This window comes from Prevotella sp. oral taxon 306 str. F0472 (assembly GCF_000257925.1).
Classification (GTDB): Bacteria; Bacteroidota; Bacteroidia; order Bacteroidales; family Bacteroidaceae; genus Prevotella; species Prevotella vespertina.
Map to the genome: position 1 here is coordinate 124746 of NZ_AJIN01000067.1, position 24405 is coordinate 149150.

Sequence of the window (24405 nt, forward strand, 5' to 3'; positions counted from 1 at the left end):
ACTCATTTGTACGCTAAAAGCGACTTTAATTCATGAATGATAAGGTCGGAAACAGGTGCTTCTGGCTCTTGTTTGTCCCATCCCTCACCCTTGAGCCAACAGGTACGGCAGCCTATCTCGTGGGCAGGAAGGATGTCCTTCGTATAGCTATCACCCACTACTAACACCTTGCGAGGCTCTACCTGCATAGCGGCAACGGCTTTTCTGAATATCTCTGGAGATGGTTTACGAACACCAACAACGGCACTCTCGGTCACAACTTCAAAGAGATTAGACAGATGGAACTCATTGAGTACAACGGACATATTGCCATAGAAGTTGGTTACTAAGCCCAGTCTGTATCGCTTCCGAAGCTGTTCAAGGGTGTTCTTACTGCTTTCGATTGTCGTTTCCACCTTATTATATAAGTGGTCTTCGAGCCTGGTTTGCATCTTCCTCACACTTTGCTCATCAATAGTCAGCCATCCTTTCTCTAAAAGGTAATCGAACTCTAAGCTGAGTTTCACCGATAACATCCTACGAAAAGTGTCGTTGGCATGAATCAAAGGTTCGCTCCCTAACTTACGTTCAGCATACACATAGGCTTCCCGAAACTGCTCTTCTGTCACAGAAACTCCCATCGCTTCATATCCATGCCAAAGCATTTTACCCCAGTGACAGCCCTGTGTATCGAGCGTTCCACCGAAGTCGAAGAGGATAACCAACGGCTTTATCTGTCTCTCCTCACCGATGTTCTGCATCAAAGACGCACATAATTTCTCGTGTTTCTTGTGCATATATATGTACATGAGGTTGTATATCGTGACTTCAAAAAGGAGGTAGATCCAAGGGCAATTCAGTAAGCAGGTGACGTAAAGGAGGATAGCTCTACTATTAAAAGTAAGTAGGTTTGTGAAGGGCATGAGCGGTCGACTCCCTTTCAAAAAACGTTCTTTCAGTTCTTGCGGAACCTGCTCTATGCTGCCATATTGTGCCATCAACGCTTTGTGGAAACGCTGAAAAGCAGGTGTGCGACGCTCCTGACTCTTACAATAATACTGATAATTAGCATGGAAAGCACGCTCCCAAAAGGCATTCGATTTGCCTTTCAGCGATTCAACTATCGCTTGTTCCTGTGCATAAGAGTCTAGTTCTGATCCTTTCTTACCCATCAGGAAGTAAAGATGTATCTGACGATAATAGTCGCTCAAGGAGCTTTGTGGCGAGTGAGACAATAGACCTGCAACGGCTGCCAGAGCCAACCCTCCAATGCCCCAAGGGACTGTTGTAAGGGGTATAGGCTCGTTCCAAAGGCGCAAGACAAGGGCTAGATAGATTGTAAAAAACCATGTATCGCCTGCGAAACCATCCAAACAACGTCCCTTCATAGACCGCTGGTTGGTGAGACGAGCTAGTTGTCCGTCGGTGGAATCACAAAAGTTTGCAAGCATCAAGAGCACTACGCCCACTACATTATATAATGTGTCTGTGAAAGAGAACATCACTCCTGCCACCACACCAAGGAATATGGAGAGGATTGTAATGCTGTTAGGAGTGACGCCAAAGCGGTGCCAGAACAAGGCAAAAGCAAGTCCGATGGGACGTGTGAAATGCACATCTAGCCACTCTTCGGTGTCTTCCGACTTCATAGAAGCACGTAGTAATGTTCGGAATTTATCTATTTTCTCTCTTATTATCATGTATCTTTCAAGACTTTCATTATCGTTTGTTAATTGTCAAAAGGGTATGCCTTTCACAACTGACGCACTCTTTCAACAATCGCTTGAGCTGCCTCTTGACGACAACGGGAGTAACTCGGCCAATCATTGAAGTCGATGATGACATAAGTTCCATCGGCTCGGATGATAGCATCGCCACCATAGATGGGGGTTTGCAAAAGCCTCGACAACTGTTCTGCATCGTGTTGCAACTGCTCTTTGGAGTAGCTGAAATGATGAGAAATACCATTCTGCAGCTCTGCACCAAACTTCGTTTCACCATCGTCACAAGGATAGAAACAACGAAAGAATTTCGTTCCTTCGACACCATAAAACTTGATTAAATCGCCTTCCACATGCGCTTGTACAATGAAATCAACGATTCCTCGCCGCCGAAAATGCTCTTTGGCAAGCTCCAATTCAGTTCGATTTGCACAATAGCAAACGTCCTCTTGGGTCTCTGCGCTTTGATCGCCACGCTTCAGCCAATAGCCTTTTTCGCCTTCTGAAGGTGGCAATGGAAGATGATTCTCACGCATTACACGTTCGATATTACTACGTTGGCAAGCTCGCACACCAGCTGTGGGATTGAGGACACAGACGCCTTTTCCCTCCAAAGTGGATAGATAATTTAAGGTCTGCGGAGCACGCCCCATAGAGAGAACGAGGGGTTTATCAGTTGAAAGATTACCCTTTGATAGACTTGTATTCAGTAATTGGATTGAATGTAGGAAAGTATCAAACGAATCTTCACTCACCACCTCTTCCGCACCCAACAGTTTACCGACTTCTGTCAAGATAGCCCAATCTTTCTCTTCAGAATGGGGCGAATAACGCCTTGCCCGTTGTATGAGTAACATGGTTAGAGCCTTTTTTTCAAATATTCTTCAGCCTTTTTTATATCAGAAGCATGGTCGATGTCAAAGACTTTCGACAATGGATAAGCCTCAACACGAAGCCCTCCTGCCACCAAAGCACGCTGAAAGTTACGCATTCGATGTTGCCCTTTTGCAATGCAATCATCCAATATGGAGAGCGTTGAAGGGGCTAGTCCATAAATGCCCGCAGATACATATTGCGTATCAGATTGTGCATTATCATAATAACCCGTAACGTTTAGTTGCGGATCAGTTGACACATAGAGTGGTTTCTCATCATCGATATAGTCGGTCACACCCATCAGTGCATCCACGCCCTTATGCAGCCTTTCTCGGAAGGTGGAGACATACAAACTGAACGCTTGCTCATCGAAGATTGTATCAACAGTTGTCAGTATGAAGGGTTCGTCCAGCAGGTATTTTCGCAGCTCATAAAGGCTGTGCATGGAACTAGGAGTTGACTTAATCAGGAATTGCAGAGGGACATGATGCCCATTCAATCCCTGCTCCTCCACCTCCACAAGGTGCCTTGCAACATCCGTCATGTGCTCATTGCAGATAACGAGAATATCGGTTGCTTGATTCGCAACAAAGATTCTTATCAATCGGTCAATAAGCCGTTCTCCATTCACCTTAACCAATGGCTTGGAATCAGTAACACCTTCTTGTGCCAGTCGGGAGCCGTCTCCTGCGGCGATGATTGCGTATTTCATTAAATGCAAAGATACACATTTTTGCTTTCAAAAAGCACAATTTGTAATTCAAAGTTACGATTACTTCAAGTTGACGAGTAAACGAGTTGACTCGGAGTAATCATAATTTTGGAGTCAAGGAGATACCTCATTGTCTTTTTTTTCGTATCTTTGTAGCTTTAAAAACATAGTTTGGAAGATTGAGGATAATAGTTAATGGAGTCACTCAAAGAAATCTTTAGAATAGGAAAAGGGCCTTCTAGTAGCCATACCATGGGCCCACAACGAGCTGCAATCATCTTTGCAGAACGTCACTCGGAGGCGTCACGTTTCGAGGTAACATTGTATGGTAGCTTGGCAGCAACAGGCAAGGGGCACATGACGGATAAGGCTATTATCGACGTACTAAAGCCTATTGCACCTGTTGATATCATCTGGCAACCTAGCATCTTCTTACCTTATCACCCTAACGGAATGGAGTTTCGAGCTTATAACGAGGCTGGTGAGCAACTCGAGGAATGGATTGTTTATAGTGTCGGAGGGGGTGCGCTATCAGAAGGAAAGGCTACGGGCGATTACTTCAAACACCAGGAAGTGTATGATTTGCATACTTTGAAGGATATTCAAGGATGGTGTGAACATCATGGAAGGGGCTATTGGGAATATGTAAAGCAGTGTGAGGATGATGATTTCTGGGACTATCTGCGTGAGGTTTGGCATACTATGCAGGCAGCTGTTGAGCATGGATTGGATAGTGAAGGGGCATTACCTGGTCCACTGAATTTGGCTCGTAAGGCTCCAACTTATTATATCAAAGCACGCGGTTATAAGCCTTCTTTGCAGAGTCGCGGTATGGTTTATGCCTACGCCTTGGCGGTGAGTGAGGAGAACGCATCGAACGGTACGATTGTTACAGCACCTACTTGCGGTGCGTGCGGAGTAGTTCCAGCGGTGCTTTATCACCTCTCCAAGGGGCATGACTTTACAGAGACTAAGATCTTACATGCCCTTGCAACGGCAGGACTCTTTGGTAACATTGTGAAGTACAATGCGTCTATATCAGGTGCGGAAGTAGGTTGTCAAGGTGAGGTGGGGGTTGCTTGTGCAATGGCATCAGCCGCTTCTTGCCAGCTATTCGGTGGTAGTCCGTCACAGATCGAATATGCTGCAGAGATGGGACTTGAGCACCATCTCGGTATGACCTGCGACCCAGTTTGTGGTTTAGTACAGATTCCTTGTATTGAGCGTAACGCCTTTGCAGCTTGTAGAGCACTAGATGCTCAACTCTACGCATCGTTTAGTGATGGTAGTCACCGTGTATCCTTTGATAGGGTTGTAGAGGTGATGAAGCAGACAGGACACGATATTCCATCCTTGTACAAAGAGACAAGTGAGGGTGGATTAGCGAAAGATTATCAAGTATAAGAGTAGGACGTAAGCCTCCCCCAACCCCTCCCAAGAGGAAAGAAGAAGCCTCACCCCCGTCCCCTCTCCGAATGGAGAGGGGCGTGAATACTGCTGATTGCAAATAAAGGGGGCGTCTCCTTGATGTAAAGAGAGGCTCTTTTCGACATAAGGAAACGCCCTTCTCCATTCGAGAAGGGCGTTTCGTTAATTCTAGAATATTATTACCTCTATTCCTGCTAACCATCCTCTTCCATCCTACTAGTAGTTTTCACTCCCCTCTCCATTCGGAGAGGGGGCGGGGGTGAGGCTTCTTCTCTTTATTACTTTACCCTCGCTATCAACTCCTCTGGCGTCACAAGCGCTTGTTCACCAGTAGTCATATTCTTCAATGTAACCTTTCCTTCTTCCATTTCCGACTCTCCAGCAAGAGCCACGAAACCGATGTTCTTTGCATTCGCATAGCTCATCTGCTTCTTCATCTTTGCCTTATCGGGGAACATCTCGGTGCGAATACCCGCACGACGAGCGGCTGCTACGATTGGAAGACAATATGATGTCTCCTGCTCACCGAAGTTGATAAAGAGTAATTGAGTGCCTTGCACGCTCTCTTTTGGATAAAGGTCTAGGGTGTTCAAAACGTCATATATGCGGTCAGCACCAAAGCTGATACCAACGCCAGAGAGCCCTGGCATACCGAAGATACCCGTGAGATTGTCATATCGACCACCACCAGTAATAGAGCCAATCTGCACATCTAACGCCTTAACCTCAAATATGGCACCAGTGTAATAGTTAAGTCCTCGTGCCAAGGTAAGGTCGAGTTGTATCTCATTCTTTAGTCCGGACGTCTTCAACATATCAAGGATAAAGCGTGTTTCCTCAACTCCCTTTAGTCCAGTCTCACTCTCCTTCAAGGCTTCCGCAATCACTGCTAGCTTCTCTTCGTTGGTTCCTTCCAACTTAATGATCGGTTGCAACTTAGCAATCGCATCCTCTGATATACCATCAGCACGCAACTCTTCGTTTACATTCTCAAGTCCTATCTTTTCGAGCTTATCAATGGCAACAGTGATATCAACAATCTTATCCTTCTCACCAATCACCTCGGCAATACCCGTGAGAATCTTTCTATTGTTAATCTTTATCTGCACTCTCACCCCTAACTTGGTGAAGACTGTGTCCACAATCTGCATTAGTTCCACCTCATTTAATAGTGAGTCAGAACCTACAACATCGGCATCACACTGGTAAAACTCACGATAACGACCCTTTTGAGGGCGGTCGGCACGCCATACCGGTTGTATTTGATAACGCTTGAAAGGCAACTGCAATTCCTCACGATGCATGACTACGTAACGTGCGAAGGGGACAGTAAGATCGTAACGAAGTCCCTTCTCGCATAGTTTCGTTTGCATCTTCAACGTGTTACGCTCCTTGAGTTCATCGTCACTAACCGACTTTAAATAGTCACCAGAGTTCAACACCTTGAAGAGGAGTTTGTCTCCTTCATCGCCATACTTGCCCATTAGGGTGTGTAAAGTCTCCATGGCAGGTGTCTCAATCTGCTGAAATCCATACAAAGCATAGACACTTTTGATTGTATCAAATATGTAGTTACGTTTTGCCATCTCCTCTGGTCCGAAGTCACGGGTGCCCTTTGGGATGGAAGGTTTATTTGCCATTGTCTGTTATAGTTATTCTTCTTAATATAAAAAAGCAGTTAAGAGCATTGGAGGAGATAGAGAAGTGAAAGAAACGATATTGTCAGTTATAGAGGAGAGAACCATCTAATGACCTTATATCCTTGTCCTTTTACTTCCCTAACAACCTTATTCTCTTAACTATTCAAAATTCTTTTGTTCCTATATTGATTATAGAACGATTGTCTGCTCACGGTCAGGACCGATAGAGATAATGCCAATCTTGGTCTCAAGATACTCCTCCAAGAAAGCAACATACTCGCGGAACTCCTGTGGGAACTCTGCTGCGGAACGACAGTGAGTCATATCCTTCTTCCAACCACGGAACTCCTTATAGATTGGTTTCACATCATCAATCTCATATGGGAAATCCTGTGTTTGTGTACCATCAGGAAGCTCATAAGCAACGCAAGCCTTAATGGTTTCGAAGGTGTCAAGTACGTCACTCTTCATCATAATGAGCTCTGTCACACCATCAACCATTACTGAGTAACGAAGTTGAACAAGGTCTATCCAACCACAACGACGCTCTCTTCCTGTTACAGCACCATACTCATGACCAAGGTCACGAATCCTCTTTCCAGTCTCATCAAACAACTCGGTTGGGAATGGACCAGCACCAACTCGTGTGCAATATGCCTTCATGATACCATAGACATTGCCCACTTTATTAGGTCCAATACCTAGTCCTGTACAAGCTCCAGCACATATAGTATTGGATGAAGTAACAAATGGATAAGACCCAAAGTCGACGTCAAGCATTGTTCCTTGAGCACCTTCACAGAGGATGTTCTTGCCGTCACGTAATAGGTGATTGATGACATGCTCAGAGTCAACAAACTCAAACTCTTTCATGTACTCAATGCCTTCCATCCATAGTTTCTCAGTATCTTCAAAACCTTCAAAGTCAGTCCACCCCAATGCAGCTAACATCTTCATGTGGCGTTCCTTGTGCTCTGCATACTTACGATCGAAGTCACATAAGATATCTCCTACACGCAATCCATTACGGCTAATCTTATCTGTGTAGGTAGGACCAATGCCCTTACCTGTTGTGCCAACTCTATTCTTTCCCTTAGCAGCCTCGTATGCTCTATCAAGGATGCGATGGGTTGGCATGATGAGATGAGCCTTCTTTGAGATACGCAAACGTTGCTTAAGTGGGTGCCCACTCTTCTCTAACTCCTTTGCTTCTCCCATAAAGAGATCAGGTGCCAAGACCACTCCATTACCTATGATATTGACCTTTCCTCCCTGGAAGATACCCGATGGGATGGAACGTAAAACATACTTCTCTCCCTCGAATTCAAGCGTGTGTCCTGCATTAGGACCACCCTGAAATCGAGCCACAACATCATAACGTGGTGTGAGTACATCTACGACTTTTCCCTTACCTTCATCACCCCATTGGAGACCCAACAGGACATCAACTTTACCTGTGTTCATTTGCTTTTATGTGAGTTTTTACCTTGCTTTTGGGTTAAGGACTTGCTCTTCTGACGTGACAGAACAGCCTGGCAACGAGAGCATATACCATATATATATAATGAGAAGCCATCTCTTCGGAAGCGATAAAACTTAGTGTTTTTAATCGCTTCAGTGATCTCTGGTGATTCAACCTCGGTCACTGTTCCACATACAGTACATATCTGGTGGATATGATCTTCATTATCGTAACAAGCCTCATACATGGTTTGTCCGATGAAACGATGTCTAACGACAAGGCGCAACTCTATGAATAGACGCATTGTATTATACAGCGTTGCGCGAGACACACGGAAGTTCCTTGTTTCAAGCTCTACGCCCAATTCGTCTAAAGAGAAGTGTCCTTTCATGTCATACACCGCATCAAGAATAGCATACCGCTCTGATGTCTTGCGATGATTATTCGCTTCGAGGTACTCATCCAGAATATCTCGAACTCTTTTTTTGACTATGTCTTTAGTCACAGCTTACTGATTAAATTCGCACAAAGTTAGTGTTTTTTAATGATATAACTAGTATGTGGTAATAAAAAAAAGTTAAAGCGGTGGGGAAGAGATAAGCCACTTCATCTTACTAATGCAGGGCATTCTCCCCTTATAAAGATTCTTATTTGCCATCTTCCCCATTGTTCTTTGCAAACTCAGGAAGCATTATCCAACCTTTTCTTTATGACAAGTTGTCCCCCAACGTGCCTATTCCTATCTTACTAAAAGCCCCTCTTTTATTTTTAATTATATTTGCTGTCCCCTTTAACATATCACCTATAACGTTAGGTATCAAAGGCTTATATTGATTCAAAAACTACCCGTAACATTTGCAAGCTAGTCTTCAAAAGTTTCAAGAGAGGTGTTTCCTTCAAAACACCTCATCTAAAAACTCTCCCATAGTTCCTGCCTTTGCAGCGGGCAGACTATCAGCTTGACGCAAGTGATGATCAGCCTCATCAATGTGGATAGTATCGTCAAATCCAAGGATATAACGCAGTGAGATACGATAGATACACTCGGTCGGAGCGAGTCCATACACTTGATGTTTAAAGATATGGCGAATGCGTTTCTCCGAATCAGGAAACGCCTTCTTCAACCCCTGACTATTATACAATCGCTTCACAATCTCTGTAATGTATTGCCCCGACTTCATATACAAGTCGGCGAATGTCTTACGTGGGTCATCAAAGCAACCAGGGTTCTCCTCTTCTAATAAGTCTACCATCTTACGCACCACCTCCTTAGGTGTGAAGATCTGATTGGTGCGTTGCGCAGGGATGTAATTGAATATATCTTCCTTGTTCGAAGGCTCAAAGTAATTGGCAAGACGCTTCCTCAACGCCATGAACTCTTTAACAGAATCATTGAAAACTACCTCATCGAAGAAGTGACCAGGGCTATTCTCCGTTTTCCCTGTCTCCTCATTTACAAACTCACCACCATCTCTCAACAAGCGGAACTGCGCCTTCGTCACACTTGTCACCTCTAAGAACACCTCCTCTGGAATAGCCTGATCGAAGTTCTGCAAGGTGGTTGCTTCATTGCCATAAGCCATCAAGAACGATGGTATTGTACGTGAGAAACCACGCAGATGATTGCGAACAACCTCATTCACATCGCTTTTCTTCACATCAATACGCTGTTGCTCATAGGTCTCGGCAACAATCTCTGCACTCTTCTCAAGCAACTCCTTCGACTTTCCTTGCACTGTCTTCTCTAACTCCTTGTCTATCACCTGCTTCTCTGCCTCATACCGCTTTCGGATGTCGTGTTGCTCTTGTGTTGTCTTACCAACACACTCCTCCTTACATTGATGGTCCAACGTGTTCTTCTCAACGGCTGCTTGATGACAATGCTTACCTATCTGCTCATTCACAGCCTTCTTGATTCTCACTGCTGCAAGACCCTGATTTCGTTTCGACAATGCCTCCTCCTTCGATTCTTCATGCTCTTTGGCATGGGTCAGTAAAACGCTTGTCAGCTGTTCACTCACATTATCAATCATCTGTTCCTCGGCACTCTTTCCCTTCTTCTCTTTCGCCTGGCTATATCGCTCGAAACTCTCTTCAATGATGTTATCCACTGCTTCTTTCGGTTCACCATATATCTTATCTCCAAACAATCTTGCCTGTCTCTCTGCCACCTGATTGGCACTCGGTTGGGCATTCCCATCGGCATCTATCTCATGAGATAATTGCTCCACATCATCAGTATTAACGCTGTTCTTCTTCGATTCTTTTATAGCATCAAACTTATTGATAATGCTGATTACACCTGCTGGACACCCATAGATATTGGAGATATTAGCGAAGAGGAAGTTACTCATAAAGCCACTTCTCACCACCTCCTTAGAGCGTATTCGTCGAGGAATAAGCATCACCTGTTCGGCATCCAGTGCCTCCATCTCGCCCTGCTCATCCTCGCCTATCACGGGGAAGAAGTTGAGTAACTCTCTGATATGCGCCTTTCTCGTGTCGATGTCGCCACCTCCCGACGCCGTCTCTGCCGTTAGTCCGTTTGCCATCTCCTCATAGATACTTAGCGTGCGGGCTGGATCAAAGTCGAAGACGTAGGCATTCTCTTTCCTATGATACCGACCATCAGCATCTATATAAAGGTGTGGTGTCTGCGCACGAAACGCCGTTTGCATATACTGGGCAGGGCTTTTCATATTGCTGAGTATCAACACCGCTGTCCATTCGGGGATAGTTACTCCCGTTGTCAACTGCCCTACGGAGAGCGTAATCGTGCCTTGCGGATGTTCCGCAATGGCTTTCCTTACACGCATCAAGGAACTCTCGTCCTCTATAATCTCATCGTTATCGGTCTTACCGTCACCTGCTGCAACAACAATCTCAATGCTTGCGAACTCTGGATGTCGTTGTGTGTCTCTTAGCTTCTTAGCCAATGCCTTTGCCGAATCAACACGATTCAACAACCAGAAACTATGCCTTATTTCATTGCGCAAAGCCTCTGTTGAGAACGGATAACGTGCTTGTCTGCTGAGCGCATCGAGCCATTTATCTACCGACTCATCATGCACGAAGCGTCCATGCTCTACTCGGAAGAACTCGTTCAAGTCGAAGGCATAAGCCTGCGCATCGCCTTCTATCTCCACTCCTTGGCGCACCTTCTCAGTCACGATGTCGCTCATTCGATAGGTGTACATATTGAGTTTAGGCATTTCCATATAAGGGTTACAACCCTTCTCTTCGTCCCATTGCTCCTTAGCTAAGCACTCGTCAGCATACGTCCAGTTGTATATTGCACTTTGAGGAAACTTCTCATTCGCCAGTGCCTTGAATGGTGTTCCACTCAAGTGGAGCGTGTGCTTGCGGCGTATCTGGTCAAAGGCTACATCGGTCTTATACGTATCTACGCCCTCATGGGCTTCATCTATTACTAGCAAATCCCACGTTAGCTCTGCCACTTCCTCTAGTTTCTTATGACTGCCACCGAAGTAGATTGAACCCTTCAAGTCCTGTAAACTCACAAACTCAATGCAGTTCTTTACGCTGTTACCATGCTTTATCTGCTCCACATATTGTAGACGAGTAAGACAAGGAGTGGGCTTTCGCTGAAGCAAAGAGGGCACACGACTCACAAAGAGATACTTGTCTTGTCCAACGAACTTTAGGTAGTCCGAATACCACGAGTCGGCAATAGCTGGACGATTCGTAACCACTAACACATTCCGAAACTGCATCTTCATGCAAAGGTCATAGACGGCTAATGTCTTACCAAAACGGGGTTTCGCATTCCATAGATATTCGCTTTCTGGACTATTCCGAAAGCTCTCTATCGTCTTGCGAACAGCCTCTCCCTGACTATCCTCACGTAGTTGGTACTGCTGCGTGGGCTTTCCTTTCACAAAACCACGGTTCTCTCGGAAGTCATAAAACTTCATTCTCGATTCGTCCGTACCAATGCGAAACCACTCGGTGTGGGCTTCCTGCTGGTAACCCAACTTATTTAAATAAGCATGGAAAGCCTTGTCAATGAAGGTATCGTGCGACCCTTCATACACAGCATTGCCCTGCCAAGCCAATATCCAAGCGATATTTGCCGTGTGACATTGCTGTTTGATTCTTACGTTAACATCGTCTGCTTCAGTATAACCAATCTTCACCCAACCATCATGATAAGTAACGCCAGGTGTGGTGTAAGCATATATCTTAGGTATAACTACATGGTTTGTTCGAATATTAGGTGTCCTCATTAGTTCATCTCTTTTACGTGTGTTTCAATAAAGTTGCGCTCCTCTTCCGATAGTCCATACTTATCATATAGCTGCGAATCTATCGACTGAATAGACTGCGACCAGTCGATGTCGGAAGTTATATGTTGTGTTACTTTCATGATACCAAGCAATCCTCTTACAAACTTTGTTTTAATATATTGTTGTAGATGTAAAGCTTCATTTTCCTCTACGAAACTGCCAATACTTAGGAAAGTTTCAGTATTTGCCAACCCAGGTGTGCCTATAATAGATGAGGGTAAAGCCTCTCCATATTCACCACTCCCCGCTGCTTCTGGTAGTAACACTTTATAAGCTGTTAAGTTACTAACATCATTTACGTAATCACGCCTTATGTATTTAAAGCATCTCTCATTGTTTTCTCTACCCACAACCATGATATATTCCTTCCCATCATTGGGTTTATTCGTATGGAAAACGAATGGTAATAAATCAAAGATATTGGTTGCCATATCGTATGAATGACCTTTCGTGAGACACGAAATAGCCTCTGGATTTTCCTTATGCATCGTATCTGTCAATCGATATGAAGTTCTTGATATAGCTATTTCAGCAAGGGAATGATTCCTTACGATAGGTAGAATCTTTCTAAGGATGTCGTTTAATTCATTATAAGGTGTAAATACTTCTATCGCACCAAAGTCCTTTTCAAGGTCTCTATAAGTGATAGCTACACCTCCTCTAAAGCCTGTGTTAGGAAAGAGGTTAGAGCTAATTGGCTCATAGTGGAGTACTTTAAAGTGTTTGTCAGCAAGCATTCTTTGATTCCAAACACTAGGAGTTGAACCAGCATCGAATAGGAAACGTGCAGGGGTAATAAGCTCTACTCTGTTTGAAACAGAGTATGCTGCATCCATGAACAAATGATATATTGGTGGCATATAGTTCTTTTGTTCTCCTACAATCTCATCCTGATATGGTGGATTCCCAACGACGAAATCAAATCTCATAAGGCGTTTTGTTTTATGGTAGGTTTTATATTTCTTGGTAATAAAGTCCGTGTAATTACACTCGAAATAATCGGGTATGTCTGTTGCTGATGGGAGCCATCTCCGCAATCGACAACGCTGTCCATTATGCGCCAAAACATCATCTTTGGCACATCCAGGGCAAGGCGTGATGGTTTCGATGGTTTCAAATAGACCTGCATCGACCCGCTTCTCATCATGACAAGAGGCTGGCACAACGGCTTTCAAGCCGTCCATCTGCCATACATTCCATGCTATGATCTCTGCCGCCTTGCGTATCGTTTCACTTGCTGGTCGGCATCCGAAGCGGTGCTCATGATACTCAACGAAGGTAGCAAGGAGGGCTTCGCGTGCCAAGAGGAGGTTGTCACCTTGCCACTCATAGCCGTACACATTCGCCAAAGCCAGCAATGCCCATCGTGTCCATTCAGTATCGATAGCAAACTTGTTCACCCTTTGTAACTTGCGATCTAATAGTCCCACACGCTCCTCAACAGGGATAGGTTCGGCAGTAACAGAGTCGTAACGGGAGGTGAGGAAAGGTGCTTCTCCGCAGGTAATCTCCAATTCCATGGTCAGAACATAGCGTTGCCACGGCTCGAACTCGTCCTTCTGTCCGTCTTGCGCATGGCTTTCTTCCTCGTCAATAACATCATTCATCTTCTTGACGAGCCATGCTGGTGTGAACACTTCAGCCATCTGTCGGGAGCGTCGTTGCTGTTCGTCACGACTTTTCAAGGCACGTGGCATGATGATACTACCATGCTTTCCCGTGATAGCCGACACCGTTATGCAATCGTGCCAACCATAGCCCTCACCCTCAGCAAGGTAACTATCCGTAGCCCAAAAGATGTTCTTTTGAGTGGAATGATCAACTAAGAGCACTTCAAGCAGCCCAGGTTCATCGTGTAGCAATCTATCTTCAAGGATGTCTATAGGTTCTGACATGATATAAAAGAATTGTCCTTTGCAAATTTACAATATTCTTTTTGTAACACAAAATACATGCTTTAGAAATATAGGGAATAGTGATAAGTATAAGAGAAGAAGCCTCTCCCCCATCCCCTCTCCGAATGGAGAGGGGCGTGAATACTACTATTAGCTTGCAAAGTAATGCGAAACAGGAATAGAGGTAATCATATTCTAGAATTAAAGGAAACGCCCTTCTCCAATCAAAGAGGGCGTTCCTTCCTATCGAGAAGAGCCTCTCCTTGCATCAAAGAAACGCCCCCTTCATTTGCAAACAATAGTATTCACGCCCCTCTCCATTCGGAGAGGGGACGGGGGTGAGGCTGTAGATAGACGGTTGTTCGGCTATGTATTCTATGTAAAAGATGGTGATATACAAATCTTTTTCTTACCTTTGCAGCATATAACAATAGATGGTCTGTTTAGCAAACCACAATAGATTAACGATATAAAAACAAAAAGATGAAACCTACATTATTACTTCTTGCGGCTGGAATGGGTAGCCGCTACGGTGGTCTCAAGCAGCTCGATGAGCTCGGACCCAATGGTGAAACGATCATGGACTACTCTATCTATGATGCCATCCAGGCTGGTTTTGGCAAGATAGTATTCGTCATTCGTAAGGACTTCGAGGACCAGTTTCGCAAGCAGGTACTATCTAAGTATGAAGGACATATCCCTGCCGAGCTAGTCTTCCAAAGCATTGATGCACTGCCAGAGGGCTTCTCTGTACCTGAAGGACGTGAGAAACCATGGGGCACCAATCATGCTGTTTTGATGGCAAAGGACGTTATCAAGGAGCCTTTCTGCGTCATCAACTGCGACGATTTCTACAATCGTGACTGCTTCAAGGTGATTGGTAAGTTCCTTGCCGACCTCCCCGAAGGTGCTAAGAACAAGTATGCTATGGTTGGATTCCGCGTTGGTAACACCCTTAGCGATAATGGAACTGTGGCACGTGGTATCTGTTCTACGAATGCAGAGGGTAACCTCACAACGGTTGTGGAACGCACTGAGATTGAGCGTCGTGAGGGCGAAGTGAAATACAAGGATGAGCAGGGCGAGTGGGTAGCAGTGAGTGATAACACTCCAGTCTCTATGAATGTATGGGGCTTCACACCTGATTACTTCGATTATAGCGAGGCTTATTTCAAGGAGTTCTTATCGGATCCGAAGAACATAGAAAACAAGAAGGCGGAGTACTTCATACCGCTAATGGTGAACAAACTCATCAACGATGGCACTGCAACTGTTAAGGTGCTTGACACGACGAGCAAGTGGTTTGGCGTTACATATGCCGCTGATCGAGAGAGTGTCGTTGCGAAGATTCAGTCGTTGATAGACGATGGTACTTACCCAGCTAAGCTATTTTAAATAAAGAAGTCATGGGGATGTGTGACCTGTGTGCTGGTGAGGAACGATTGTTCTAAGCCCCATAAGTCATGCACCCCAGCTTTTGATTTCGCCTTCCGTGTCGACGCATAGGATGTGAAGGAGGGATTGTTTCACCCCTACAATATCTATAAGTAGAACAACACACAATGGATTTAAACTTATTAAAACAGGAGGAGCTTGCCTCATTACGACAGTTGCTTACCACTGCGAAAAACATTGTTATCTGTGCTCACAGGGCGCCTGATGGTGATGCCATGGGCTCTTCTCTGGCATGGATGAACTATCTGAATGGGATAGGAAAGACCAACGTGAAGGTGTGTATGCCTGATGCTACACCCGACTTCTTACATTGGTTGCCTGGTAGTAACACCGTCATTCGTTATGACCGACGCCCTCGTGAGGTGGAGCGAATCTTTAAAGAGGCTGATCTGGTGTGTTGTCTCGATTTCAATCAGCCCTCCCGTGTGGATGCAATGCAGGACGCTTTGGAGTCGTCGGAAGCCCCCCGTTTGCTCATCGACCACCACTTGGACCCTGATGAAGGGTGTGCGCTGGCTATCTCTAGACCAGATATGTCGAGTACAAGTGAGATTGTTTTCCGCCTCATCTGTCAGTTAGATGGATTCGAGACGATGACTCGTCAGTGTGCTGAATGTATATATTGCGGTATGATGACAGACACTGGTGGCTTCACATATAACTCTTCCCGACCAGAGATCTACTACATTATTGGACAGTTACTAACGAAGGGGATTGATAAAGATGAGATTTATAACCGAGTGTTCCACAACTATTCTACGAACGCATTGCGCCTTCGCTCGCATATAATCCTTAATAAGATGAAGGTCATTGAGGAGTTACATGCTTCGTATTATACGGTGACGAAGGAGGATATGACGCAATTCCACTTCGTTAAAGGAGACATGGAAGGACTCGTGAACATACCTCAACAGATCAAAGGACTTAAACTCAGTATATCGTTAAGAGAGGATACTGAGAAGCAAAACACCATCTTGGTGAGTCTAAGGTCATGTAACGGGTTCCATTGCCAGCCCATGGCTACAAGGTTCTTCAATGGTGGTGGACATGCAGATGCAGCTGGTGGTAAACTGAATTGTACGCTTGATGAAGCGGAACAGGTGGTTATCAAGGCGCTACTTTATTATAAGGATCAATTACAAACAAAGGTATTATGAACTTATTAGAACTATCACAAAAGCGATTCTCAGTACGTAAATTCACAGCCGAACAGGTATCTGAAGAGGACTTAAAGTATATTCTTGAGGTGACACGTATGGCTCCTTCGGCAGTGAACAAACAGCCTTGGAAGTTCGTTGTGGTCAAGTCGTCAGAGGCACGCAAGCAGTTGCAAGCCTGTTACAAACGTGAGTGGTTTGCCTCAGCACCGCTTTACATTATTTGTATGAAGGCTGTGGAAGGCTGTTGGGTACGCTCGGAAGATGGCAAGCCACACGGAGATATTGATGTAGCCATTGCCACCGAACACCTTTGTTTGGCTGTTGCTGAACGGGGCTTAGGCTGTTGTTGGGTTTGTAATTATGATGTGGCAAAAATGGAAGAGGCATTCCCTAGAGTTGGATATGAGGCAGTTGCGATTATTCCTATTGGTCACATCGCCCCTGACTGTCCGATCAATGAGAAGAAACGAAAGCCTTTGGAGGAGATAACGGAGACGATATAACTTAACCTCGTCACGCCTTACACCTTATTTATCAACTTACACCTTATTATATTATATGCGCTTTATTGGAAACCTTCTGTGGTGGCTCTTCGGTGGACTGGAGGCTGCCATTGGTTATTTCACGGGGAGTCTTGCCATGGCATTGACCATCGTTGGCATCCCTGTCGCTATACAAACTTTCAAGCTCGGATTGCTTTGTTTATGGCCGTTCGGGGCTGAGGTGCATAACACCGACAATACTTTCGGGTGCCTCACAGTACCCCTTAATATCATTTGGATTATCTTCGGTGGATTGTGGGCATGGCTTTGTCATGTCTTCTTCGGCATCCTCTTAGGGATAACCATTATAGGGATTCCCTTCGCAAAGCAGCATTTCAAGATGGCAGGATTGTGCCTTGCTCCCTTCGGAAAGGATGTTACGTTGAACTTATAAAAAACTCTTTATAATTCTTGGTGGAGCCACGAAAAGTCTGTAACTTTGGCGAAAAACATAGGAGGTAACGCCCATGATTACGCTAGACAACTTCAACCAAGAATACACTGACCCGATAGAGGAACAGAGAATACGCCATTTCGTTTGCATGGAAATGGGGCGACGTATCCACCGATATATCAAAGCTATGCACGGAAGTAAGCAACAGATGTTGCGCTTCGAAGAGCATTTAAAGGACTTATCGTTGGAAGAGAAGGAGGCAGCAATAGCCCATTACATCGACTTGAACCGCAAGGTTATCAAGGGATTAGATATGAAGATCGTCCTAGCTCGTGCTATGGCAAACTATTCCGACACCTTTGATTATCTTGTAACGTTGGTCAATGACAAGCGAAAGATGGTCAGATACTTGAACTTGATACGTGAGATTTACATCAAGTATCACGAGGTGATCGAACGCAATGGACGCTTTGGTATCCTCGACCATAGGGGTCGCACGCTCGTAGAACCTAAGTATGAGTTCCTCCGCACATGCTATGTTTATGTGGACGACTTGCGTACTATGCCGCTAATAGCGCAACTGGATGGCAAGTTGGGACTGATTCTTCCAGATGGTAAAGGCACCATTGTGGCACCTTTCATATATGATAGTATATCGCTAAGAGACGAACCGCCGTACTTTGAGGCACGCATTGGTGACAAAGAGGTATTGCTTGATACGGATGGAAAGGAGCAAGCCAAAGAATCCGAGTAAGGCTCATCTCCATGCGTTGTCATTGGTTGCTAGAGGTCTTGAAAGGCTTGCGTAAACCTTTACGCACAAATAACTAGAAGCTTTGAAAGACCTACGTAAACCTTTATGCACAAATAACTGAAGGCGTCAGAAGTTCGTTTAACAGAACTTCCGACGCCTTCTAGCGTATGAAATAATACTCTTTATTAGATCTTCTTCAGCAAGTTTGCCAAGCCATCAAGCTGACTTTGCCATAGACTTATCTTATCGTTGACCTTCTGAACATCAAGGTTTTGATTCAACTCGGGCGTATCGCGCTCTTGTTTCAACAAATAGATGTACTGGCTAACGAGCTCCATTTTAGCTTGAACTGTCTTCTTCTTAGGGTAACCACGCTTGTCGATCTCACGTTGATATTGTGCAGATATATCGTTAATCTTGCGTCCTACCTCTACATACTGGCTCAACCACTGCTGGTAAACAGGGTTTACAGTCTTATTCTCTAGTGGTGTTTTGTTATCCGAACTGCCCACTGGCTCATAAGTGCTCTGCGCCATTACCATTGTAGGAAGTGCTATCAGAGCCATTACCAATAACTTTTTAACTCTCATAATCTTATTCTTTTAAAATCAAAAATAGGCTGCAAATATAAGCGAAAAGCCACAAAGAACCAAAGTTTTTTCGTACTTTTGCATGAGACTCAACCCTACTTAAACTTCTTTTAAGCATATTCGTTGAGTGTAGATAAGAATTATTAAGAGTTATGAATAAGTATATCGAGGTAAAAGGAGCACGGGTGAATAACCTCAAGAACATTGATGTCAAGATCCCTCAAGGCGATTTCGTCGCTATCACAGGTGTATCGGGTTCGGGCAAATCGTCCCTTGCTTTCGACACTCTCTACGCTGAAGGACAACGCAGATACGTAGAGAGTTTGTCGGCATACGCACGTCAGTTCCTAGGGAGAATGTCGAAACCTGAGGTCGACTTCATCAAAGGCTTGCCCCCAGCAATAGCCATTGAACAGAAGGTAATAGCACGTAATCCACGCTCAACAGTGGGTACTTCGACTGAAATATACGAGTATCTCCGTCTGCTTTACGCTCGTATCGGGCGTACCTACAGCCCCATTTCAGGCGAGGAAGTGAAGCATCACTCTGTTGAAGACGTCATTGAACGTGTAAAAACATACCCTGAAGGGACGAAGTTCTGCATTCTCTCGCCTCTACATGTGGTCGAGGGACGCTCTCAAGAGGCACAACTTGAGATGGAAATGCAGGAGGGCTATTCTCGTATCTACGTCAATGGAGAGTTCATTCGCATAGAGGATTGGCTTGAAGAACACCCTGTAAATGAGGCTGATAAGCAGCAGAAAGATAAGAAGAAACCATCGGATGAGAAAGAGAAAGCCGAAATCTACCTTGTGATAGACCGTATGTCAGTGGAGAACTCAAAGGATGCTATCTCTCGATTAACCGACTCTTGCGAGACAGCCTTCTATGAGGGAGATGGCACACTACGCCTAATGATACTGCCCGCAAAGCTCTCTTACACCTTTTCTACACGTTTCGAAGCTGATGGAATACGCTTTGAAGAACCCAACGACAACATGTTTTCGTTCAATTCACCGCTCGGTGCGTGCCCTACCTGTGAGGGTTTTGGCTCCGTGATAGGCATTGATGAGAAGTTAGTAATACCTGACTCGGGGCTATCAGTGTATGATGGTTGCGTGCAATGTTGGCATGGTGACAAGATGGAAGCATGGAAGGAAGAGTTCTGCAGACGTGCTGCTCAAGACGACTTCCCCATCTTTAAACCTTACTTTGAGCTTTCGAAGCAAGAGAAGGAGTGCCTTTGGAAGGGACTGCCAAGCGATAGGAAGAAGGATATACACGACCGTGTCTGCATTGATTCATTCTTTCAAATGGTCAAAGAGAACCAATATAAGATTCAATACCGCGTCATGATGAGTCGTTACAGAGGCAAGACTGTATGCCCAGAGTGCCGTGGAACACGATTAAAAAAGGAGGCTTCGTGGGTGAAGATAGGCGGACGTGCAATCACAGACCTCGTTGATATGCCTATAGCTGAGCTCAAGCAATGGTTTGACAAGCTGCAACTTACAGAACACGAAAAGGATGTTAGCAAGCGACTTATCACTGAAATCACTCACAGACTACAATTCCTTTTGGACGTGGGATTGGGTTACTTGACCCTAAACCGCCAATCGAACACATTGAGTGGAGGTGAGAGTCAGCGCATAAACCTCACCACCTCGCTTGGATCCTCGCTCGTTGGATCGTTGTATATACTTGATGAACCCTCCATCGGACTGCATAGTCGCGATACTGATAGGCTCATCCACGTACTCAAAGAGTTGCAAGCTCTGGGCAACACAGTGGTAGTTGTGGAGCATGATGAGGAGATTATGCGGGCTGCGGATTACTTGATTGATGTGGGACCTGACGCTGGTAGGCTCGGAGGAGAGATTGTTTTCCAAGGCAAAGTGTCGGATATTAAGCGCATTGACCCCACTGGTAAGGACAAAGAAGGCAATGCCGAATCGAAGAAACTACTATCAGAATACCCGAAATCACATACTATTCAATATCTTACGGGGGCTGAAATGATCCCAACTCCAACCTCTCGTCGCCCTTGGAATATGGCTATAGAACTGAAAGGAGCACGCATGAACAACCTCAAGGGGATAAATGTTCGATTCCCTCTGAACGTCCTCACGGTTGTAACGGGGGTGAGTGGTAGTGGTAAGTCGTCGCTTGTCAAGGGCATTCTCTACCCTGCCATGAAGCGCAGACTGGATGAGGTTGCTGACGTTCCAGGCGAGTATTCAAGTCTTGGAGGCGATTGGAAGCAGATTAAACACGTGGAGTTTGTGGATCAAAACCCCATCGGTAAGAGTACAAGGTCTAATCCCGCAACTTACGTGAAGGCGTATGATGAGATTAGAAAGCTATTTGCTGAACAGCCATTAGCCAAACAGATGGGCTATACCCCACAGTTCTTTTCGTTCAACATAGATGGTGGTAGATGTGAAGAATGCAAGGGGGCGGGTGTCATAACAGTTGAGATGCAGTTCATGGCAGACCTTGTTTTGGAGTGTGAAGCCTGTCACGGGCAACGTTTCAAACGTGAGATTCTTGATGTGCAGTTCCATGGTAAGAACATCAATGACGTGCTGAATATGACCGTATCAGAGGCTATTCAGTTCTTTACGGAGCATAAACGACGTGCCATAGTGAATAAGTTAAAGCCCTTGGAGGATGTTGGTTTGGGTTATATCAAGCTCGGTCAGAACTCGTCCACGCTGTCAGGTGGAGAGAACCAACGTGTTAAATTGGCTTATTTCATTGGTCAAGAGCAACAGGAACCAACGCTTTTTATCTTCGACGAACCGACTACAGGACTTCATTTCCACGATATTAAGCGATTGCTCAAAGCCTTCCATGCACTCATCGAACGTGGTCACAGCATCCTAGTCATCGAACATAACCTTGACGTCATCAAGTGTGCTGACCACGTCATAGACCTTGGTCCCGATGGAGGAGACAAAGGGGGACGCCTCGTGATAGCTGGTACTCCAGAGGAAGTAGCCAACTGTAAGGAGAGTCTTACGGGTCAGTACTTGAGGAGAGGGAGCCTTTCTTAATCTAACAAAAGGCCTCCCCACCAACCACAACCAGCCTAACCCCCAACCATCTACAGCCTCACCCCCGTCCCCTCTCCGAATGGAGAGGGGCGTGAAGACTGCTATTAGCTTGCAAAGTAATGCTAAACAGGAATAGAGATAATAATATTCTAGAATTAACGAAACGCCCTTCTCCAATCGAGAAGAAGCCTCACCCCCAACCCCTCTCCGAATGGAGAGGGGAGCGATGACTGCTATTAGCTTGCAAAGTAATGCTAAACAGGAATAGAGGTAATAATATTCTATAATTAAGGAAACGCCCTTCTCCACTTGAGAAGGGCGTTTCGTTGCTATGAGAAGAGCCTCTCTTTACATCAAAGAAACGCTCCCTTTATTTGCAATCAGCAGTATTCACTCCCCTCTCCATTCGGAGAGGGGACGGGGGTGAGGCTTCTTTATTACAACACAGGAGTAGTAACTCCCGATAGAGATGACTGCTTCGTATCGTTGAGTTGTTCGAAGATTACGATGTCATTCTTGCCCTTGTTGAGGTAACAACCAGGTAAATAAAGGGTTTGTTGAGGTCCCACTTTCCAGTAACGACCTAAGTTGATACCATTGACAAAGACGATTCCTTTGCCCCAATGTGCCATATCTAAGAACGTATCCCCTACTTTCTCAAGGTTGAACGAACCACTATAAAGAACTGGCATACCTGCTTTGTAGCCTGCTGGCAATCGGTTGGTATCAGGCATAGAAGCCATTGGCAATGGATACATCTGCCACTCACCAGTAATCTCGTTATCGTCTATTGTGATAGGACGAGTGATTCCCTTCGCACTTTCCACGATACGTGCTCCGTAGTTAATGCGCCCCATGTTCTCCACAAGAATATCCAAGGTGCTGTTGAAAGGAATGTCGATTTCCATGCTATCTTTGTCGAATACTTTGTTTAACTCGCCCTTCTTCTCACCATTCACATAGACTATGGCGTAATCAGCCAAGCCTTTCATGCGCATGAGACCACTAATAGGTTGGTTGAAATGGCGGCGATAAAGCACATAACCAGAGCCTTGATTCAACTCCTCAAAAGTCATAGGATGGTCGCTCTCAACGGCTTTCATCGTGTTAATCATCGTCATTACGTCAACCGATTTACCAAGAGTTATATTCGGAATAGCGATGACTGGGATGCGTTCGGGCACTTCGGGCACCTTATAATCGACCGACTTTATCATCAAGTCACGCAATGCGTTGTATTTAGGAGTAGCCCAACCCGCCTCGCTGATAGGTGCATCATAATCATAACTGGTCATATCTGGCTGTATATTCGTTGCGTTGCTATAGTTCGCACCAGCGCTAAATCCGAAGTTAGTACCGCCATGTACCATGTAATAATTAAAGCTGATACCATTGTCGAGATACTTCTTTGTCTGCTTAACAACGCTTTCTGTCGATACACGTGGGAAGGGTTCTGCCCAGTGACTGAGCCACCCTGGATAGAACTCAGCCACCATGTAAGGTCCAACTCCACCATGATACTCATTGACAACCTTCTTTAGTTTATCAATATCACCCTCTCCGTTGGCTGTTGGAAGAGCCCCTTCGATGGCTCCACCCTTAAAGAGCCAACTGCCATCAGACGTGAACATGGGTACAGTAAAGCCCGCATCGAGTAACAGCTGACGTATTTGTGCAGCGTACCTCTTGTGTGTTTCGAGTGGAATATCCTTGCGTTGAGCCACATAGGAACCAAATTCATTCTCTGCTTGAACCATTATCACGGGTCCACCCTGCGTCACTTGAAGGTCAAGCACTTGCTTTGCTAACTGATTGATGTACACTCGGCAGGAGTCTAGGAAAGGCTTATTATCGGTGCGAATCACCAAATCCTTGTTCTTAGGAAGCCACCACGGATAACCTCCGAACTCCCATTCTGCACAGCAATAAGGGCCTGGTCGGAGGATAACCATCAGTCCCTCTTCGCCCGCAGTCTTAATGAATTGACGCAAGTTGTGCGTTCCTGTGGACCAATCCCACACCCCCGGACTTGTCTCGTGATGGTTCCAAAAGATGTAAGTAGCCACTGCGTTGAGTCCCATAGCCTTCATCATCTTCATGCGATGACGCCAGTATGGAGCTGGAACACGTGCATAGTGCATCTCACCCGAGTGTATTTGGGTGGGTTTACCATCGTAGATAAAGTTGCCATTAGCGATGGCGAACGTATGTTTCGTTTGTTTTGCAGCCATGACAGAACCTGCTGCCAGCAGACAGACTGCCAATAATAAGAGTTTAATTTGCCTCATTCTATCAATTATATAGGTTAGATTAAATATTTATCTATAGGTTTTTAAAAGTCCGTTTAAGCTCCTTCATGGATAAAGATAGGTTCAGACTCCGAAGGACAAAGTTCTTAAAAAAGAACGAGAGTAGCAAATAAAACGATTGAAAA

Annotated in this window: 17 protein-coding genes; 7 read left to right on the plus strand and 10 right to left on the minus strand. The window is 45.2% G+C overall.

What is annotated here, in order from left to right; translation table 11 throughout:
• Positions 1-2 precede the first annotated feature (2 nt).
• From HMPREF9969_RS10765 to HMPREF9969_RS10775, 3 genes are read right to left on the minus strand one after another with little or no spacing between them, the layout of a single operon-like run.
• The gene (locus tag HMPREF9969_RS10765; RefSeq protein WP_009435931.1) at positions 3-1679 is read right to left on the minus strand and encodes an HAD-IA family hydrolase; all 1677 of its coding nucleotides are present in this window, start codon (positions 1677-1679) and stop codon (positions 3-5) included.
• A 53-nt stretch (positions 1680-1732) separates the two neighbouring features.
• Complete coding sequence (locus tag HMPREF9969_RS10770) at positions 1733-2557, minus strand: hypothetical protein (protein WP_009435928.1); 825 nt, start codon at positions 2555-2557, stop codon at positions 1733-1735.
• Positions 2558-2559: 2 nt separating this feature from the next.
• Entirely contained in the window at positions 2560-3288 is a 729-nt protein-coding gene (locus HMPREF9969_RS10775) for a sugar phosphate nucleotidyltransferase (RefSeq protein ID WP_009435762.1), read from the minus strand.
• A gap of 195 nt (positions 3289-3483) precedes the next feature.
• Between HMPREF9969_RS10775 and HMPREF9969_RS10780 the strand changes: the two genes are divergently transcribed.
• Positions 3484-4692 carry an L-serine ammonia-lyase gene (locus HMPREF9969_RS10780; protein ID WP_009435886.1) on the plus strand — a complete coding sequence of 403 codons (1209 nt, stop codon included), beginning with the start codon at positions 3484-3486 and terminating at the stop codon, positions 4690-4692.
• Positions 4693-4994: 302 nt separating this feature from the next.
• Here the strand turns inward: HMPREF9969_RS10780 and hisS are convergent, their stop codons facing one another.
• The 5 genes from hisS to HMPREF9969_RS10805 form a co-directional block, all read right to left on the minus strand.
• The gene (hisS, locus tag HMPREF9969_RS10785) at positions 4995-6356 is read right to left on the minus strand and encodes a histidine--tRNA ligase (RefSeq protein WP_009435777.1); all 1362 of its coding nucleotides are present in this window, start codon (positions 6354-6356) and stop codon (positions 4995-4997) included.
• Positions 6357-6545: 189 nt separating this feature from the next.
• Complete coding sequence (locus HMPREF9969_RS10790) at positions 6546-7820, minus strand: adenylosuccinate synthase (protein ID WP_009435849.1); 1275 nt, start codon at positions 7818-7820, stop codon at positions 6546-6548.
• Entirely contained in the window at positions 7817-8323 is a 507-nt protein-coding gene (locus HMPREF9969_RS10795; protein WP_009435969.1) for a Fur family transcriptional regulator, read from the minus strand. Before HMPREF9969_RS10795 ends, HMPREF9969_RS10790 begins: the two co-directional genes overlap by 4 nt.
• Before the next feature lie 391 nt (positions 8324-8714).
• Positions 8715-12065 carry a DEAD/DEAH box helicase gene (locus HMPREF9969_RS10800; RefSeq protein ID WP_009435877.1) on the minus strand — a complete coding sequence of 1117 codons (3351 nt, stop codon included), beginning with the start codon at positions 12063-12065 and terminating at the stop codon, positions 8715-8717.
• Positions 12065-14020, minus strand: a complete 1956-nt coding sequence (locus tag HMPREF9969_RS10805) for an Eco57I restriction-modification methylase domain-containing protein (RefSeq protein ID WP_009435760.1) — start codon at positions 14018-14020, stop codon at positions 12065-12067. Before HMPREF9969_RS10805 ends, HMPREF9969_RS10800 begins: the two co-directional genes overlap by 1 nt.
• 483 nt (positions 14021-14503) lie before the next feature.
• Between HMPREF9969_RS10805 and HMPREF9969_RS10810 the strand changes: the two genes are divergently transcribed.
• The 5 genes from HMPREF9969_RS10810 to HMPREF9969_RS10830 all read left to right on the plus strand — a co-directional run bounded on the left by HMPREF9969_RS10810 (position 14504) and on the right by HMPREF9969_RS10830 (position 18325).
• Positions 14504-15415, plus strand: a complete 912-nt coding sequence (locus HMPREF9969_RS10810; protein WP_009435947.1) for a nucleotidyltransferase — start codon at positions 14504-14506, stop codon at positions 15413-15415.
• A gap of 167 nt (positions 15416-15582) precedes the next feature.
• Positions 15583-16632 (plus strand): DHH family phosphoesterase, encoded by a 1050-nt coding sequence (locus HMPREF9969_RS10815; protein WP_009435832.1) that lies wholly within the window; start codon positions 15583-15585, stop codon positions 16630-16632.
• Complete coding sequence (locus HMPREF9969_RS10820; RefSeq protein ID WP_009435822.1) at positions 16629-17138, plus strand: nitroreductase family protein; 510 nt, start codon at positions 16629-16631, stop codon at positions 17136-17138. The genes HMPREF9969_RS10815 and HMPREF9969_RS10820 overlap by 4 nt, the downstream gene beginning before the upstream one ends.
• A 55-nt stretch (positions 17139-17193) precedes the next feature.
• Positions 17194-17571, plus strand: a complete 378-nt coding sequence (locus HMPREF9969_RS10825) for a YccF domain-containing protein (protein WP_009435925.1) — start codon at positions 17194-17196, stop codon at positions 17569-17571.
• Positions 17572-17644: 73 nt separating this feature from the next.
• Entirely contained in the window at positions 17645-18325 is a 681-nt protein-coding gene (locus HMPREF9969_RS10830; protein ID WP_009435965.1) for a hypothetical protein, read from the plus strand.
• Positions 18326-18510: 185 nt separating this feature from the next.
• Here HMPREF9969_RS10830 and HMPREF9969_RS10835 read toward each other — a convergent pair whose 3' ends face one another.
• The gene (locus HMPREF9969_RS10835) at positions 18511-18915 is read right to left on the minus strand and encodes a hypothetical protein (protein WP_009435776.1); all 405 of its coding nucleotides are present in this window, start codon (positions 18913-18915) and stop codon (positions 18511-18513) included.
• Between the two features lie 152 nt (positions 18916-19067).
• Between HMPREF9969_RS10835 and uvrA the strand changes: the two genes are divergently transcribed.
• Entirely contained in the window at positions 19068-21971 is a 2904-nt protein-coding gene (gene uvrA / locus HMPREF9969_RS10840; protein ID WP_009435967.1) for an excinuclease ABC subunit UvrA, read from the plus strand.
• 437 nt (positions 21972-22408) lie between these two features.
• Here uvrA and HMPREF9969_RS10845 read toward each other — a convergent pair whose 3' ends face one another.
• Positions 22409-24259, minus strand: coding sequence for a beta-galactosidase (locus HMPREF9969_RS10845; protein ID WP_036895678.1), 1851 nt, complete (start codon positions 24257-24259; stop codon positions 22409-22411).
• Positions 24260-24405: the final 146 nt, after the last annotated feature.